General features: G+C 54.5%; 14 protein-coding genes and 2 pseudogenes. 8 read left to right on the top strand and 8 right to left on the bottom strand.

Annotated features, from left to right (window positions below; genetic code table 11):
* The first annotated feature begins 239 nt into the window (after positions 1-239).
* From GRPL_RS08685 to GRPL_RS27005, 3 genes and pseudogenes are all read left to right on the top strand, one after another.
* Positions 240-1,139: a LysR family transcriptional regulator gene (locus tag GRPL_RS08685; RefSeq protein WP_032687713.1), complete on the top strand. Its 900-nt coding sequence runs from the start codon at positions 240-242 to the stop codon at positions 1,137-1,139.
* A 65-nt stretch (positions 1,140-1,204) separates the two neighbouring features.
* Positions 1,205-1,315, top strand: a pseudogene (locus GRPL_RS28265) (ubiquinol oxidase subunit II); the annotation flags it as partial.
* A 47-nt stretch (positions 1,316-1,362) separates the two neighbouring features.
* On the top strand, positions 1,363-1,470 hold the full coding sequence (locus GRPL_RS27005) for a DUF2474 domain-containing protein (RefSeq protein WP_257331908.1): 108 nt from the start codon (positions 1,363-1,365) through the stop codon (positions 1,468-1,470).
* Positions 1,471-1,554: 84 nt separating this feature from the next.
* Here GRPL_RS27005 and GRPL_RS08680 read toward each other — a convergent pair whose 3' ends face one another.
* Positions 1,555-2,124: an HdeD family acid-resistance protein gene (locus tag GRPL_RS08680; protein WP_032699846.1), complete on the bottom strand. Its 570-nt coding sequence runs from the start codon at positions 2,122-2,124 to the stop codon at positions 1,555-1,557.
* A 369-nt stretch (positions 2,125-2,493) separates the two neighbouring features.
* Positions 2,494-3,639 (bottom strand): mechanosensitive ion channel family protein, encoded by a 1,146-nt coding sequence (locus tag GRPL_RS08675; protein ID WP_158491140.1) that lies wholly within the window; start codon positions 3,637-3,639, stop codon positions 2,494-2,496.
* Between the two features lie 108 nt (positions 3,640-3,747).
* Here GRPL_RS08675 and GRPL_RS08670 point away from each other — a divergent pair.
* Positions 3,748-4,158 (top strand): annotated as a pseudogene (locus GRPL_RS08670) (sigma-70 family RNA polymerase sigma factor); the annotation flags it as partial.
* A gap of 130 nt (positions 4,159-4,288) precedes the next feature.
* Here the strand turns inward: GRPL_RS08670 and ivy are convergent.
* Positions 4,289-4,735 carry an Ivy family C-type lysozyme inhibitor gene (gene ivy, locus GRPL_RS08665; protein ID WP_032699849.1) on the bottom strand — a complete coding sequence of 149 codons (447 nt, stop codon included), beginning with the start codon at positions 4,733-4,735 and terminating at the stop codon, positions 4,289-4,291.
* A 440-nt stretch (positions 4,736-5,175) separates the two neighbouring features.
* On the opposite strand from ivy, the gene GRPL_RS08660 reads away from it, so the two are divergent.
* On the top strand, positions 5,176-7,611 hold the full coding sequence (locus GRPL_RS08660) for a glucose/quinate/shikimate family membrane-bound PQQ-dependent dehydrogenase (protein ID WP_032699851.1): 2,436 nt from the start codon (positions 5,176-5,178) through the stop codon (positions 7,609-7,611).
* 261 nt (positions 7,612-7,872) lie between these two features.
* Here the strand turns inward: GRPL_RS08660 and GRPL_RS08655 are convergent, their stop codons facing one another.
* The 5 genes from GRPL_RS08655 to GRPL_RS08635 form a co-directional block, all read right to left on the bottom strand.
* Positions 7,873-8,262: a VOC family protein gene (locus tag GRPL_RS08655; protein ID WP_032687717.1), complete on the bottom strand. Its 390-nt coding sequence runs from the start codon at positions 8,260-8,262 to the stop codon at positions 7,873-7,875.
* Position 8,263: 1 nt separating this feature from the next.
* Positions 8,264-9,598, bottom strand: coding sequence for an L-fucose:H+ symporter permease (gene fucP / locus GRPL_RS08650; RefSeq protein WP_032696198.1), 1,335 nt, complete (start codon positions 9,596-9,598; stop codon positions 8,264-8,266).
* A gap of 36 nt (positions 9,599-9,634) precedes the next feature.
* Positions 9,635-10,576 (bottom strand): ribokinase, encoded by a 942-nt coding sequence (locus tag GRPL_RS08645; RefSeq protein WP_032696199.1) that lies wholly within the window; start codon positions 10,574-10,576, stop codon positions 9,635-9,637.
* Positions 10,577-10,587: 11 nt separating this feature from the next.
* Positions 10,588-11,277, bottom strand: coding sequence for a D-allulose 6-phosphate 3-epimerase (alsE, locus tag GRPL_RS08640; protein WP_032687720.1), 690 nt, complete (start codon positions 11,275-11,277; stop codon positions 10,588-10,590).
* A gap of 121 nt (positions 11,278-11,398) precedes the next feature.
* Positions 11,399-12,199, bottom strand: coding sequence for a DeoR/GlpR family DNA-binding transcription regulator (locus GRPL_RS08635; protein ID WP_032696200.1), 801 nt, complete (start codon positions 12,197-12,199; stop codon positions 11,399-11,401).
* Between the two features lie 401 nt (positions 12,200-12,600).
* Here GRPL_RS08635 and deoC point away from each other — a divergent pair, with 401 nt between their 5' ends.
* The 3 genes from deoC to GRPL_RS08620 all read left to right on the top strand — a co-directional run bounded on the left by deoC (position 12,601) and on the right by GRPL_RS08620 (position 15,714).
* Complete coding sequence (gene deoC, locus GRPL_RS08630; protein WP_032687722.1) at positions 12,601-13,314, top strand: deoxyribose-phosphate aldolase; 714 nt, start codon at positions 12,601-12,603, stop codon at positions 13,312-13,314.
* A gap of 53 nt (positions 13,315-13,367) precedes the next feature.
* Positions 13,368-14,873, top strand: a complete 1,506-nt coding sequence (locus GRPL_RS08625; protein WP_032687723.1) for a xylulokinase — start codon at positions 13,368-13,370, stop codon at positions 14,871-14,873.
* 67 nt (positions 14,874-14,940) lie between these two features.
* Complete coding sequence (locus GRPL_RS08620; RefSeq protein ID WP_032687725.1) at positions 14,941-15,714, top strand: DeoR/GlpR family DNA-binding transcription regulator; 774 nt, start codon at positions 14,941-14,943, stop codon at positions 15,712-15,714.
* Positions 15,715-15,753 lie beyond the last annotated feature (39 nt).

A 15,753-nucleotide genomic window follows, 5' to 3' on the forward strand; every position in this document is an offset into this window, starting at 1 on the left:
ATGTTGCGGTGCAAAAAATATAAGACATTAATAATATGATGGACAAATACCGTTTATGTCATAACGGCCACACTAAAATGGTATGCATTATTTTAATTAACATTAAATGGATATTTGTTTAACAAAAAAGACAATGGCATACGCTCTGTAATTATATCCCTGTGCGACTTAAGTTTATTGACATCCCGCCCTAACCCTCCTATAACTCGCAAAGCAGTGACTATCAAGGTAAGTATCAGATGGACTTAAAACGCATAAAGTATTTCTGCAAAGTCATCGAGCACGGCTCGATCAGCGAGGCTGCGCGCCAGTTGAATATGGCCCAGCCGCCGCTGAGTAAGCGCATTCAGGAGCTGGAGGACGAGCTTGGCGCGCAGCTGCTGGTCCGCAGCAGAAACGGCGTGGAAATAACCACTGCCGGTAATTACTTTTATCACCGCGCATGCCAGATCCTCAATCAGCTTGAAGATACCGTTCGGGAGACGGTAAAAATAGCCCAGCGGGAAAACGCTTTTATCCGTATAGGACTGACTCATTTATTTCAATCTTATTTCCAGCCGCTTATTCTGGAGTTATATCGCCGCAATCCAGATATTGAATTACGTATTACCGTTTCGGACTCCAGTAATTTAGAATCTTTTCTTCATGATGGTCTCATTGATATCGCTTTTATGCAGCGGCCGCACCCGGATGACGCTTTTCAGTGCCATGAATTTCCTCCGGTAGCAACGGTGGCGGTGATTAATAAAAAAATATTACCGGTTGCGCCGCACGAACCGCTGGCGATATCGCAGCTGGCGTCAATGCCGCTGGTTCTGCTAAGGCGCTACGAGGGGACAGGAATATACGAGAAATTTGTCGACCTGTTTTCGGAAAACGGGAAATATCCTAACATTATCATGCATATCACCCAGCCTAAAGCGATCATTGATTGTCTGGAATCGGGTCTGGAGGCGGTCTCGCTGTTACCCGCTTCCGAGGTGGATGCCCGACGTCTGGAAAAGTGTTTCGTCATTCCACTGGCCCCTTCCCCTGATATTTTCTTTCCGGCAATGGTCAAAATGTCGGCAATGTCAGAGATTAGCGAGATAACGGATATCCTGCGTGACGGCCTGATCATGGGTCAGCCCACCGCCTAAGCCGTTTCGCGGAAAAATATTCTTCACCCGTCCGCAGCGCCTATAACCGCCGGACAAGCGATGGTCCCTTTATGCTGACCCTCGGGTTGATTTTCCCTGGTTTTACCGGCCTCGGGATTAGCATCTGGCCAAATATGACCCCGCCGTCGATCTCTGTCTGGCTGGCCGCCTCTCCGCGCTGATGAGGCTACCATTGAGGCATACATTAACGGAGAACACGGCTATGAACAGCGAAAACGAGACGCCTCGCCCGTTCTGGAAAAAGCGGATGTGGATGGTCATTATCAGGGCGGCCAGCGTGCTGGCGCCAGGAGTAGTGGCGACGCTGTAAGCTGCTGATGGCCGCCGCCGGCATGAGAATGCACTAAGAACAGACCGGGCTACCCAGCTGGCCCGGTCTTTTTACCCGCCGCGCTTAACCGCGTTTAAACAGGCGGGCGGCCTGGAACAAGCCGAAAGAACTCACCAGCATCTCAATCCCCACAATTGCGGTAACCAGCGTCACCGAAGCTTCCGGCCCTGAACCGATCAGCGTCCAGGCGATGACCAGATCGAGAATACCGATGACAAACTGCAGCCAGTTTCCCGGCAGCCCGCGATGTACATACCCCGCGACCAGGCGCGCGATACCGCCAAAAGCAAACAGCACCGCCAGATAAACGGCCAGCGCCAGAATCCCCGCCAGCGGGCTGGTGATAAAAACATAGCCAAAGAGTAGATAGGCGATACCGAGCAGAATACCGCCGATCGTGGGCCAGGTGTTTTGCGCACGGTTGGCAAACATACCAACGATCAATCCCGCGCCGCTCAGCATTAGCAGGACGCCGACGAAAATGCTCAGTACGGTCCCGGTGGCAAATGGATTGATCAGGCACATCAGTCCGCCAACCAGTAACAGGAAGGCAACGACCAGCAAAACCCCGCGCTGTTTTTTGAGGATCTCTTCACTCAGAAGTTGAGGAGTACGACGGTCAAAATTTAGCATAATGTATCTCCATGATTGGCTCTCCCTATCCGCTGGCCGCCTCGGAATGAGGGGCCGAAGAGCGTGGTTATGTCAGATTAAAATAACGATCGGGTTGATATGTATCGGTGGTAAAGGTTTCTGTCGGGTCATATGCAAAAAATTACGTTCGATGGCGTTGCTGATAACGTTGAGCGGCAGGTCGTTAGGATCGATGCCAAAATTTTTTAACGTCCTTAAACAAGACTTCTTTTTATATTACTGACCCGATTACCGGTGCGCCGGGCCTGTTTTGCGCGCCCGGCAAGCGGGCATTTCACCCTCCTGACTTGCCGCAGGTGAAATCAGCTTTAAGCGTAGCAGAAGGAGTAATAACGGGATGCTATGCGCTCATGAAAGCTGATGGATCTTCAGATCAAACAACGAGATGATGCCCATCAGGTGAGAAAAGATCTCACTCTGTAGTTGCTCATAGGCGACCCACTCAGTCTGGCTGGCAAAGGCATAGAACTCGACCGGCAAACCGTAGGTGGTGGACGGTAGCTGTCTGACCATCAGCGTCATGTCCGTTCTGATAGCTGGATGCTGCGCCAGCCAGGCTTTAGCGTATTCCTGAAACAGTTCGATATTGGTTTTCGCCGCTGAGTCAGCGGCCATCAGCGATGCTAATGCGTCATGATTAACGATTGCCTGTTTCCCCTCAGGGGTCAGGATGCGTACCGTGGCGATATCGACATTAATCGTACGCTGGATGCGCCTGGCGCCATGCTCCACCATATAGCGCCAGTTTTTAAACGAGCCGGAAACCAGGGTATAGGTCGGAATAGTGGTGATGGTATTGTCAAAATTAAGCACCTTGACCGTCGTCAGCCCGATATCCTGGACGGAGCCATTGGCGCCGAGGGAATCCAGTTCAATCCAGTCCCCCGGCTGCAGCATATCATTCGCGGCAAGCTGTATCCCGGCGACCAGCCCCAGGAGCGGGTCTTTAAAGACCAATAACAGCACTGCCGCAATGGCGCTTAAGCCACTGAACAGAATGAGCGGTGATTTATCAACCAGCAGCGAAATAAGTAAAATACTATAAATCACCGCCCCCGCCAGCTTGAGGCTTTGCTGAAGGCCGTGATAAGGCAAGCCCTTAAACTGAAGGTTTGTTTTGAGTAAATCGCAGATAACATCAATAAAGGCATAAAATGCGAGCAGCGCAAATGTCAGGGTCCAGATCCGCGCGCCGGTCAGGATCCACGCCAGTATTTCATGGTGTGGGTTGGCAATAAATGACAGCTGGGCGGCCAGCACTGCCCCTTGCAGGGTTAATACCATACGATGAAAGAAGTGATGATGGGTAACGATCGTCAGTTTTGATGTTTTTTTCTTCGCGACTTTGCGATCGAGATATGGCAAAACCAGGTAGTGGGCCACGCAGTGTAAAAGAATAAAGATGGCAATTACCCGCAGCACCGGTATATCGCTATTCAATACCATGTCGTGCAAATGCTGGTATAAATCATTATCCCTAAAATAGTACATCATAATTTTCTGCTTATTTCCGACTATATATTTTGCTAGTGGCGTGATTTTAGCGCAAGGCCCCGCCCGGCGAAACCGGCCCGTCTCCGCGACCATCGCAGATGGCAAACGGAAGGCAACATCGGGCTGATGAAAGCCGTACGCCGCTTCGACCCGGACGTCGGGGTCAGGCTGGTGTCGTTCGCCGTACACTGGATCAAGGCCGAGATCCACGAGTACGTGCTGCGTAACTGGCGCATCGTCAAAGTGGCGACGACTAAAGCCCAGCGCAAACTTTTCTTTAATCTGAGAAAAGCCAGGCAGCGCCCTGGCAGGTTCAATCATGATGAAATAGAGATGGTCGCCCGGGAGCTGGGTGTCTCAGCGAAAGATGTCCAGGAGATTATCCGCGCGCGCTGGCTGGATGAGGACAATAAAGCCACGCTGCACGAACTGGCGGAACGCTACGGGATATCGGCGGAACGGGTGCGTCAGCTGGAGCAAAATGCGATGAAAAAGTTACGCATCGCCGTTGAAGCATGACGAGGCGGCACAGGCGCGCCGGCCTTGCCCGTCGCTGAGGCACCGGCCGCCCGCGAAAAACCGGCGGCAGGCGCCTGCTCAGCCAGCGACGACAACAGCCCCGTCGCAGATTGCCCTTTAAGCCAGCGGATTATTTAAAGTGAAAACTTTCCGGATGGTTATCCAGACTGCCGCTCAGCGCGGCAAACAGCACCGTTTTACCGTCTATCGATAGCTCATCGGGAACATTCAGCCAGCTGAGTTTCTGCTCGGCGCCGTCCTCAGCGCTCACGGAAAAGACGCCGGTCATTTTTTTTGCCTCCTGAGAATAGAGCACCGCAATACTTTGTGACGCACAGTCATGCGGTTTGCAGGACTGGAGAACGACATAGCGGACGCTGCCAATGGTCACGTTCTGCGCCTGCGATGAGGTTCCCCCCTGGGTAACCCACTCTGGTAGCGAGTGATGCTGCGTCATCTGCGCAAACAGGGCCTGAGTCTGCGTATTTTTCGCCAGATCGCTGACCGTTAATTCACTCCCGGCGCAGGCGGAAAAAGCCATGACGGACAGTAACGAGATAATCAGATTGTTCTTCATTCAATGAACTCCATTTCTGTTCAATACGATGCGATTACCGCAACCACGGTAATTAAAGCATATCCCGCGCCGGGGACAAGTCCGCTTAACTTTCGTATAAACACCGGCGCAAACGAACAGGCGTCATCTCCCCTCTCAACCGTTGTATCTTCTGGCCTCTGAGATCCCGCCGACATCATATGTGGACCATTCGGTTAACTGAAGCAGGTTTCAGGTTTTTTCCCAGCGATCCGCTGGTTTGAAAAAAGCTTTTTAACGACGATTGTACAAATTTGTTAAGAAAATGGTTTAAAAAGCATGAGTAGTTAACATTGACCTGAACCAGGTGGTACAATTGCCTGCTGAATGATTATGCTGAGGTCGTTGTACTTCTTTCTACAGAAGAGATCTGCCCGCATGACCCTGTAACAACTATCACGCTTTTTTCGGAGAGTTCCTGCATGTCTGAATTACACGACCGGCCGAGCCCTGTGCTCAGGATATGGTGCTGTATATTAGGGGTGGCGCTAAGTCTTAGCGGCCTGTTCTTTGCCATTGAAGGGGGAAAACTGATTTCTCTCGGCGGTAGCTGGTATTTTCTTATTGCCGGCATAGTGATGCTCTTCTCTGCCGTCCAGTATTTCCGCAGTAAATCCTCTGCTGTGGTGTGGTTCATTCTGGTTTTTCTGGGGACGCTGATTTGGGCGTTGTTTGATGCCGGCTGGGATTTCTGGCCGCTGGTCTCCCGTCTGATGGTCCCCACCGGCTTTATGCTGTTTGGCTTTGCCACCTGGCCCGCGCTGCGTCAGCGCGAAGGCAAGAGCAGCTTCAGAAAACCGTCTTATGCCCTCGCGGTCGTATTAGCCGCCGGCATGCTGGGCGCCTTCGTACAAATGTTCCAGCCGCACCCGACCGTCGCCTTCAAAGGGGAAGAGCTGCCGCTGATCCCGGTTGAGCCAAATAAAGCGCAAAAAAACTGGGAAAACTACGGTAATACCCCCGGCGGTGACCGCTTCGTCGCACTCGATCAGATTAACCGTAACAACGTCAAAGACCTGAAGGTCGCCTGGACTTTCCATACCGGCGATATTCCGATCAGCCCTGGCGGGAACGGCGCGGAAGATCAGCAAACGCCGCTGCAGGTGGGTGATAAAGTTTTCCTTTGTACTCCGCATAACAACGTGATTGCCGTTGATGCAAACAGCGGTAAGCAGATCTGGAAACGTGAAATCAACGCCCAATCTCAGGTATGGAACCGCTGCCGCGGTCTGGCTTATTTCGATGCCACCAAACCTATCGTTCAGCCTGACGTACCGGGTTCCACCCCGGTACCCCTGCCGACTTTGGCCGCCGGTGACACCTGTCAGCGTCGTATCCTGATGAACACCATCGATGCCCGCCTGGTCGCTATTAACGCGGATAACGGTGAGTTTTGCTCCGCCTTTGGTAATAACGGCATCGTTGACCTGAAAGCCGGTCTGGGTGACGCCAGCGATCCGAAATATCAGCTGACCTCTGCCCCGACCCTCGCCGGAACCACCGTTGTGGTGGGCGGCCGTGTCGCCGATAACGTGCAAACCGATATGCCTGGCGGCGTTATTCGTGGCTTCGACGTCATCACCGGTCAGATGCGTTGGGCTTTCGACCCGGGCAACCAGGATCCTACGGCCAAATTGCAGGAAGGCCAGACCTACGTCCGCAGTACGCCTAACTCATGGGCCCCGATGTCTTACGATCCGGCGATGAATACCGTGTTCATGCCGATGGGTAGCTCATCCGTTGACCTGTGGGGGGCCAACCGTACTGCGCTCAACCACAAATACGGCGCGTCCGTGCTGGCCGTCGATGCGACTACCGGTAAAGAGAAGTGGGTTTACCAGACGGTTCATAACGACCTGTGGGACTTCGACCTGCCGATGCAGCCCAGCCTGATCGACTTCCCGATGAAGGATGGCACCACCAAACCGGCGGTGGTGATTGGCGCGAAAACCGGACAGATCTTTGTGCTCGACCGTCTGACCGGTAAGCCGCTGACTGAAGTCAAAGAACTGCCGGTCAAAACCCGCACGATTCCGAACGAACAGTATTCTAAAACGCAGCCGTTCTCCGTCGGCATGCCATCGATTGGCAATGAAAAGCTGAGCGAATCGGATATGTGGGGCGCAACGCCGTTCGACCAGCTGATGTGCCGTATCAGCTTTAAATCGATGCGTTATGATGGTCTGTTCACCGCGCCGGATACCGATAAGTCCCTGAGCTTCCCGGGCTCATTGGGTGGCATGAACTGGGGCAGTATGTCTATTGACCCCAATAATCAGTACCTGTTCGTCAACGACATGCGTCTTGGCCTGTGGGTGCAGATGATCAAGCAGGACAACAACCGGGCGGCAGCCAGTAACGGCGGCGAGTCGGTCAACACCGGGATGGGTGCCGTACCGCTGAAAGGCACGCCGTATGGCGTGAATAAAGACCGCTTCATGTCTCCGCTGGGGATCCCATGCCAGAAACCGCCTTTCGGTACGCTGTCGGCTATCGATCTGAAGACCCAGAAAATCGTCTGGCAGGTTCCGGCCGGTACGGTACAGGATACCGGACCGTTTGGTATCAAAATGCGTGTTCAGATGCCGGTTGGCATGCCTACGCTGGGCGGTACGCTGGCGACTCAGGGCGGACTGGTGTTCATTGCCGGGACTCAGGACTATTACCTGCGCGCCTTCGATACCTCGAGCGGCAAAGAAGTGTGGAAAGCCCGTCTGCCGGTAGGCAGCGGCGGTACGCCGATGAGCTATGTCTCACCGACAACCGGTAAACAGTACATTCTGATCTCGGCAGGCGGCGCCCGCCAGTCTCCGGATCGTGGGGATTACGTGATTGCCTACGCGCTGGACAATAAATAAGTTTCAGTCTGGCGTAAATTGAAACCCGCTCCGGCGCTATCCGCCGGAGCTTTTTTTTACCCGTCTCACCGGATGCGTCCCGTTGGTTGTGACATTTCGGCGGGTGGAAAATAAATCAGGCAGGTTATTTAACCTGCCTGAATGCTTTGCTAAGGCGCCAGCAGACTGACTTGCCGACCCAGGTCATCGGTGCGCCCTGCCCACCAACCGGTAGACGGCCCTTTAACCCTATTGTTATCAAAGGCGCGCGCGAAGTGAGTATTACGCCAGAGACTGGTCAAACTCGAGACGTTCGCCATCCGGGCCACGAATCAGCAGGAACCGGACCTTCTCTTCCTCGACCGGCCCTTCATCCAGCGGATAACCTAACGTCGTGAGCATCGTCATGACCGCAGCAAGATCGCTGACTTCCAGCGCGATATGGTCTATCCCGCAGCGAGCGCGATCGAAGGCGAGGCCATTGGGTAGCTGGTACAGCTCCAGTACCACCCCACCCATTTCGATAAACGCGACTTCAATATTCCCGCTCGCCGAGGGTTTGCTAAAACGGCGCTGCAGCACAAAGCCGAGGGACTGATAAAAGGCCAACGAGCGCACGATATCCTGCACCTGGTAGCCGATATGAGCTAAATTACGTATCAGGTCACGCATTTTATACTCCTTTACGCACGCACCAGAAGCCATAGAAAGCGACATACACAAAGCATAACAACGGCACCATAAAGGCGATTTGCATATTGCCGCCGTTGAGATCGGAGATAATTCCCATCGCTAACGGAATCACCGCCCCGCCGATGATCGACATCACCACAATGGAACCGGCGGTTTGCGTATCTTTGCCCATCCCTTTAATCACCAGACCAAAGTTGGTTGGCCAGCACGGTGCCATGCAGAAACTCACCAGTATCAGCGCATAGACCGCTAACATCGAGTGGCTGAAGACCGCAACCAGCAGCAGCACCGTCGCCACCGATGCAAACGCTCCCAGCAGCGCCGCGGGATTCAGACGATTCATCAGCCAGGTGGCGATACCTTTACCGATGGCATAGATAACCAGTGAGGCCAGCAGCCAGTAGGTGGCGGAGTGCTCGCTGGTCCCATGCTGAACAAGCTGTACGAAACGAATAGTGAAACTCCAGACGCCAACCTGCGCCCCGACGTAGAGAAACTGCGACAGGACACCCAGCCGAAAACGCGGCAGCGCAAAGAGACGTTTCAGCGTCGGCCCCATACTCTCGCCTGGCGTCTGCTGCTGCTGAGATTGTTCCCCCTTGCAGGACGGGAACTTAATAAAGACAAAAACCAGCGCCAGCACAACCAGCACCGAACCAATAATCAGATAAGGTCCGACGACCTGACTCACCATCTGATGCCGCGCCGCTTCTGCCATCTCAGCGGGCATGGCCAGCAGTTGTTCGTGACTCGGATCGTGTTCGCCGAAGACCATCACCTGACCGATAAGGACGCCGGAAATTACCCCCAGAGAGTTAAAAATCTGCGAGAAGTTAATGCGCTGCGTTGAAGACTGTATCGGTCCCAGCAGACTGGAATAGGTATTGGCGGATGTTTCAAGAAAAGAGAGGCCGCAGGCAATCACACCCAGGCAGGCAAGGAAAGCGCCATACGTCATAATTTGAGCCGCGGGCACAAACAGAAAGCAGCCCAGCGCGTACAGGCATAAGCCAATCACGATCGCCACTTTATAGGAGTAGCGTTTGATCAGCGCGGCGGCGGGCAGCGCCACAAAGAAGTAGCCAAGGAAAAAAATCGACTGTACCAACGCCGTTTGGGTATCGGTCAGATCGAAGCCCTTTTTAAACTGGGCAATCAGAATGTCATTCAGGTTACCTGCCATACCCCAGAGGGCAAACAGGCAGCATACCAGTAAAAACTGTAGCCAGGGGGTATGCGCCAGATAGGCGCTGGTATCCAGCTTTTCGTGGTGAACCGCATCTTTCTCCACTTTGTCAGTAATCAGCGTACTCATGGTCTATCCTCGTTATCGTTTTTTTACAGTAGGGTTTCAGGCCACTTCAACATCAGAAGTGGCATGGACAAGACGTTCCAGAGCTTCTTCATAATCGGGCAAAGATGAGGCGCCGCGCCTTTCGACGCTGACCGCGGCATAGGCCGCCGCAAACCGGGTGGCCTCATGGAGCGCATCGCCGCAGGCAAGGCGGGCAGCAAGTGCCCCATTAAAGGCATCGCCTGCTCCCGTGGTATCACAGGGCTGAGAGGGGAAACACGGGATATGGGTTTTCACGCCCTGTTCACTCAGTAAAGCGCCGTTCGCCCCGAGGGTGATGATGACGTTTTTCGCTCCGCGCGAGTGCAACACCTCGGCCGCCTGTTCGGCGCCAGGCAGATCGTCTACCCGACATCCGGTCATCAGCCAGGCTTCCGTGGCATTGGGGGTCAGTAAATCCACGTTGCTGAGAAAGACATCGTCGACCTGTTGCCAGGGGGCGGGATTGAGTACCACGAAGGCGCCGGAGGCCCTGCCTGCGGCAACCACCTGTTCAATTGCAGAGAGATTATTCTCCAGCTGAACCAGCACCACATCGGCGCAGCCGATCGCCGGAATGCAACCGGCAATTTCATCATCGGTCACCGTCATGTTGGCGCCAGGATCGACAGCAATCATGTTTTCAGCATCATCGCCTGCGACATAGATAAGCGCGTTACCGGTGGGGACCTCATCGGTCACCAGTAAGGTGACGGCATTAAATCCCACTGTCTTGAGATGCTGGCGCGCGAAGTGGCCAAAAGTATCTTCACCAATCTTGCCGATATAGTGGACATTGGCACCGGCCTTCAGCGCCGCCGTCGCCTGATTTGCGCCTTTGCCACCGGCGCTGGTCATACTCCCGGAAGCGACCAGGGATTCGCCAGGAACCGGAAAGCGTTCAACCCGGGCAACCATATCGCAGTTAAATGAACCAAATACACAGACTTTGCCTGACATTGCTCTCTCCTTTATGCGTGGGCCGGGGAATGACTCGCCTCGTCAAGATCCTGGATCAGCGTGTCCCAGGCCTGTGCAAGTGGTACATCCGGGCGGAATAAACCGCTGCTTCCCAAAATCAGCACCTGGGCGCCTGCCTCAAGCAATTTCCGGTAGGTCTGGCGGTTACATGAGCCATCAACCTCGATAAGAAAGCTGAGTCCACGCTGTTGCTTGATCTGCTGAAGCCGGGCGATTTTTTCGACCATTTCAGGAATAAAAGGCTGACCGGCATAGCCGGGATCCACGGTCATGATGGTGACTTTATCGAGCAGGTGTAGGTAGTGGCTGAGCGTTTCCAGCGGCGTGGCGGGATTCAGCACCATACCGACCTGTTTGCCGGCCTGGCGTACGGTATTGATCACGCGGAAGGCTTCACGACTGATGGTTTCAGGGTGAACGGAGATGGCGTCCGCTCCGGCGTCCAACAGGGCCGGGATAAACGCCATCGGCTCTTCGACCATCAGATGAACATCGACAGGTAAAGTGGTCCAGGGGCGAATTTGTGCCACGAAGCTGGTTGAGAGCGCCAGGTTTTTGACATAGTGGCCATCCATCACATCAACATGCAATCTGTCCGCTTTGCTGTTCAAAAAGTTCAGCTGGTCGCTCAGCTGCATCATGTCCATACACATGAGTGAGGGGGAAATGTAATAACGCATAATGCCTCTCTGTTTCGGTATTAATTCCGGTCATTCGCTGATTTCAGGCAAAGTCTGGCCCCACCGCACGGTGCGGTGTGTCGACAATGCATAGATTCACCGTCACGACGTGACGGTACACTCAGGCAATTTGTGTGCTGACGTTATGCCAGGTCATCTCTTTTTCGAGCAGCGGATCATCAAATGCTTCGGTTATCAAGCAATCCAGTTCTCCCAGACCGCCGATCCTTGCCACCCCCAGCCGTCCCAGCTTGCTGCTGTCGATCAGCGCCACGACCCGACGGGCTGCCATCATCATTTGCTTTACCTGGGCGGCATGAGCGTCCGTTCCGGCATACAGACCGCTGTCGCGCTCCAGCCCCTGACACGAGAAGAAAAACGTATCGATGGCATATTCGCGCAGCATGCGTCCCGTCATTTCGCCGAAGAAAGCCTCCTCGGTCGGTGAAAAATCACCGCCTAGACCAATCAGGTGTAAGGAGCGACGGCTCATCAGCGCCTGCAGAATAGCGACAGACGGCGTGATAACCGTTAACGCCATCTCGGGTATCTGGCGTGCCATAAACCAGCTGGTACTGCTGCTGTCCAGGAGAATGGTGTCCCCAGGCTGTAGCAGCTGCAGCGCTTTGCGGCCAAGACGCATTTTGGCTTCGCTATGCCGCAATGTACGTTGCTGAAAGCTCCCTTGCCCATCCTGGATCGGTAGACCAGACGGGAGCCCCCTGGGAGTGGGCGGTGGGTTTTCGACCAACAGCGCCCCGCCGTGACTGCGGTTTAAAACACCTTTTCGCTCCAGTTCACTGAGATCCCGACGTACCGTTTCACGAGAAACCCGGGTTGCTTGCGCAATCTCATCGACCCGCATGACACCATGTTGGCCTAACAACTCGACAATTAAGCGATGACGTTCCAGCGGTAACATAACTCTCTCTCCTGCAGTGCCTGATAAGATTACCTTGCCCGTCGATGGGGTGCTGCGACCGTGAAAACGTCCAGCAAAGATGGCGGTGCCCTCGTCACTTCATGTGATGAAAATCACATTTCTCCCCCTTCCAGCGACGTTTTTTCCCTCTTTTGACCGCCATCCGGTCACAAACAAAAGCAAACAAAAACCCATCCCCCTTTGCTTTTGTGCCCGTTTATGACCGTTTGTGACTGTGTGGTCATCGTGTCTTCCTGTACCGCCCTGTTAATTAAAAGCAAATGAAAATAAAAAAATGCCTGTTTGATCACATTATTTTCATTTGATGCGTTTTCTAATGTAAAAACGTGAGTATAAATCGTTAAATGAAAACAACTGAAAACAGATGACAGGAACAGACTATGAATGAGACCACTCGCCGTTTTGCCCGCTTAATTGACCTCAGCGCCGTCCAGGCGACCAGTACGGAAGCAGATATTCGTGCCTGTGCGGAACTGGCTACCCGCTACAACATCATTTCGGTGCATGTGCTGCCCTGCTGGACACGCTTTCTCAGTACGCTACTGCCGCAACAGGGACGGGGCGATATCATGATTGGCGGCCCGGTTGGCTTCCCTGGCGGTGGCCACGCAACCGATATTAAGGTCCAGGAAGTCCGCCAGCTTATTGCTGACGGTGCCCGGGAAGTGGATATGGTGGTGAATATCGGCAAAGTATTGTCCGGGGATTATGACTATGTGCGCCAGGATTTGCGGCGGGTTGTTGAAGCCGCAGCGCCGGTACCGGCAAAAGTGATCCTCGAAACCCACTATCTCAATGAGGAACAGATCTGTCGGGTTTGCGATATTGCCGTTGAGGTGGGGATGAAGTGGGTGAAAACGTCCACCGGCTGGGCCCCTACCGGTGCGACCCCGGAAAAGGTCAGCATCATCGCCGGACAGCTGAAAGGTTGCATCGACATCAAAGGCGCGGGGGGAATTCGCGATCTGGATACCGTGCGCGAGCTCTACCGGCTTGGCGTCCGCCGCTTCGGCATGAGTCTGGGGGCGGTGACCACCGTGCTGGCCCAACTGGAACAAAATCCGGACCTCTTCCCTGAACTGAACGCCTGTTAAAACCTGCGCCTGCGGGCCTGAGGGCCCGCCTTATGATGTCACCGGAGTCAGTGATGAAAAATAAAATATTAACCATTGATGTCGGCACCGGGAGTACCCGCGCCGCCATCCTGAGGGCCGATGGTTCTCTCGTGGGGTTTGCTCAGCGGGAATATGAGCAAACGACTCCTCGTGCAGGCTGGTCGGAACAGGCACCTTCTTTGTGGTGGCAATCTGTCTGCGACTGTATCCGCGAAGTTCTGTATCGTTTCCCCGATGTCCGCTCGCAGATCGCCGCGATAGGCGCCTGCGGACAAATGCATGGCACCGTACTGCTGGATAGCGCGGGTCAACTCGTCGAAGACAAAGCGCTGTTGTGGAATGACAAACGGAGCCAGCCGCAGGTCGACGCTTTTATTGTTCGCGAAGATGCGGAACGTTGGCTGCGCCATCTGAATAATCCCCCGGCAGCCGCCTGGCCTGCCTTTAAGCTGGCGTGGTGGCGGGAACATTATCCTCAGAGCGCGGCTCGCATCGCGAAGATATTAATGCCGAAGGATTTCATTAACTTCATGCTGACCGGCGCCATCGCCACCGATTACAGCGAGGCTTCCTGCTACTTTCTGATGGACAGCGAAAGCCGCAGCTGGTCGCCACAGGCGCTGGAATTGTTTGGCCTGAGACGGGAGCAGTTGCCGGATCTGAAACTGTCCAGCGAGGTGATCGGCGAGGTTACCCGTGAGGCTTCGACGCTGACCGGCCTGCCCGCAGGGATCCCGGTGGTCGCCGGGACGTCAGATATGGCGGCCACCCTGCTGGGTTCCGGCGTATATCAGCCTGGAACGGCATCCGATTCTACGGGGACCTCCACGCTGATCACGGTGGTATCGCCGCAACCGTTGTTGCATTCACGAGTCAATAACCTGCATCTGGCAAACCAGGTCTGGGGCGGATTTACCCTCCTCGATGCCGGCGGCGATGCGGTACGCTGGGCGCGCCAGGCTCTGGCAGAAAACCACATTACACACCCGGAACTGCTGCAGCTGGCGGCCGAAGTCCCCGCTGGTGCGGAAGGATTATTGTTTTTACCCTACTTAACCGGTGAACGCATGGCGGATCACACCAATTCGCGCGCGCAGTTCTTCGGCCTGCAGCGTAAGCATGGCCGCGGACATTTATTGCGGGCGGTTCTGGAAGGGGTCGCGTTCGCTTCGGCGCGTAATCTTCGTCAGTTACGCCAGTGCGGGCAGCATCCCGAGCAGATGATCGCCTCAGGGGGCGGCGCACGCAGTCGGCTGTGGCTGGAAATCAAAGCGGCTGCGTACAATCTTCCCATTATATCGACGCGCAATCCGGAGAATGGCGTCACCGGATGCGCTATTATTGCCGGCGTTGGCATCGGAATGTATGCGGATTTTGCCGATGGCGTTCGGCATACGGTGCAGTTCGACGAACCGGTGATGCCTGACCGGCGTCTGCAGGAATATTATCAGTCCTGTAGCGAACTTTTTGATACGCTTTACCAACAATCCGCGCCATTATACGATCGCCTGGATGCGTTAAGTCGCGGGCCAGCCTGAAGGTGAGCCTTGCGGCCGCGGCCGGAATTTTCTCGCTGAAGGTGACATCGTCCGTAAGAGAGGCACAATGTTTGCAGAAGAACGACAGGAAAAGTTACTCAGTATTCTCCGGGAAAAACGCAAGGTTGCGGTTTCCGAGATGTGTGAAGTGTTCAACGTGTCTGGCGCAACCATTCGTGCCGATCTCCGTCAGTTGGAAGAGGCCGGGATGCTGACCCGCACCCACGGCGGCGCCGTGCTGCGCACCCGGGCCAGTTTTGAGCAAGCCTCCGATATGCGGGAAGTCGTCAATCTGACCGCGAAAGAGCGTATTGGCCAACGCGCCGCGGCGCTGGTAGAAGATGGCGATATCATCGTGCTGGATACCGGCACCACCACGCTGCATATCGCCCGTCATATCCGCGATCGGCAGAATGTCACCGTGGTGACGAATGATTATCAGATTGCCCGTGAACTGGAGGCCAGCCCCACTATTCAGATCATCCTGCTGGGGGGGATCGTCAAAAAAGGCTACCACTGCGTGGTGTCCATCAACGGACGTTCTATTCTCGATACGCTTAATGTGGATAAGGCCTTTATGGGGGCCAACTCGCTCTCCGTCAAGCACGGCGCCTGTGTGGCCGATATTATGCTGGCGGAAACGAAACGCGGCATGGTGGAACATGCCAGTCAGGTGATTGTGGTGTGTGACTCCAGCAAGCTCAATAATACCTCGCTGGCGCAGTTCGCCCCGGCGGAACGTATCGATACTCTGGTAATTGACCGTCTCCCTGACGATGCGCAAGCGTATCAGACCGCCGGGATCCAGATTATTACACTGGATGAAGATGCCCTTCCCTGAACATCCCTCCACTGGGCCTACGTTAAGAGCGCGGCAGTA

This window comes from Klebsiella planticola ATCC 33531, assembly GCF_000735435.1.
In the GTDB taxonomy this organism is placed as follows: domain Bacteria; phylum Pseudomonadota; class Gammaproteobacteria; order Enterobacterales; family Enterobacteriaceae; genus Klebsiella; species Klebsiella planticola.

Coding starts and splice junctions, on each gene's coding strand:
- GRPL_RS08685 (WP_032687713.1), top strand. CDS start 240: ATGGACTTAAAACGCATAAAGTATTTCTGCAAAGTCATCGAGCACGGC.
- GRPL_RS27005 (WP_257331908.1), top strand. CDS start 1,363: ATGAACAGCGAAAACGAGACGCCTCGCCCGTTCTGGAAAAAGCGGATG.
- GRPL_RS08680 (WP_032699846.1), bottom strand. CDS start 2,124: ATGCTAAATTTTGACCGTCGTACTCCTCAACTTCTGAGTGAAGAGATC.
- GRPL_RS08675 (WP_158491140.1), bottom strand. CDS start 3,639: ATGATGTACTATTTTAGGGATAATGATTTATACCAGCATTTGCACGAC.
- ivy (WP_032699849.1), bottom strand. CDS start 4,735: ATGAAGAACAATCTGATTATCTCGTTACTGTCCGTCATGGCTTTTTCC.
- GRPL_RS08660 (WP_032699851.1), top strand. CDS start 5,176: ATGTCTGAATTACACGACCGGCCGAGCCCTGTGCTCAGGATATGGTGC.
- GRPL_RS08655 (WP_032687717.1), bottom strand. CDS start 8,262: ATGCGTGACCTGATACGTAATTTAGCTCATATCGGCTACCAGGTGCAG.
- fucP (WP_032696198.1), bottom strand. CDS start 9,598: ATGAGTACGCTGATTACTGACAAAGTGGAGAAAGATGCGGTTCACCAC.
- GRPL_RS08645 (WP_032696199.1), bottom strand. CDS start 10,576: ATGTCAGGCAAAGTCTGTGTATTTGGTTCATTTAACTGCGATATGGTT.
- alsE (WP_032687720.1), bottom strand. CDS start 11,277: ATGCGTTATTACATTTCCCCCTCACTCATGTGTATGGACATGATGCAG.
- GRPL_RS08635 (WP_032696200.1), bottom strand. CDS start 12,199: ATGTTACCGCTGGAACGTCATCGCTTAATTGTCGAGTTGTTAGGCCAA.
- deoC (WP_032687722.1), top strand. CDS start 12,601: ATGAATGAGACCACTCGCCGTTTTGCCCGCTTAATTGACCTCAGCGCC.
- GRPL_RS08625 (WP_032687723.1), top strand. CDS start 13,368: ATGAAAAATAAAATATTAACCATTGATGTCGGCACCGGGAGTACCCGC.
- GRPL_RS08620 (WP_032687725.1), top strand. CDS start 14,941: ATGTTTGCAGAAGAACGACAGGAAAAGTTACTCAGTATTCTCCGGGAA.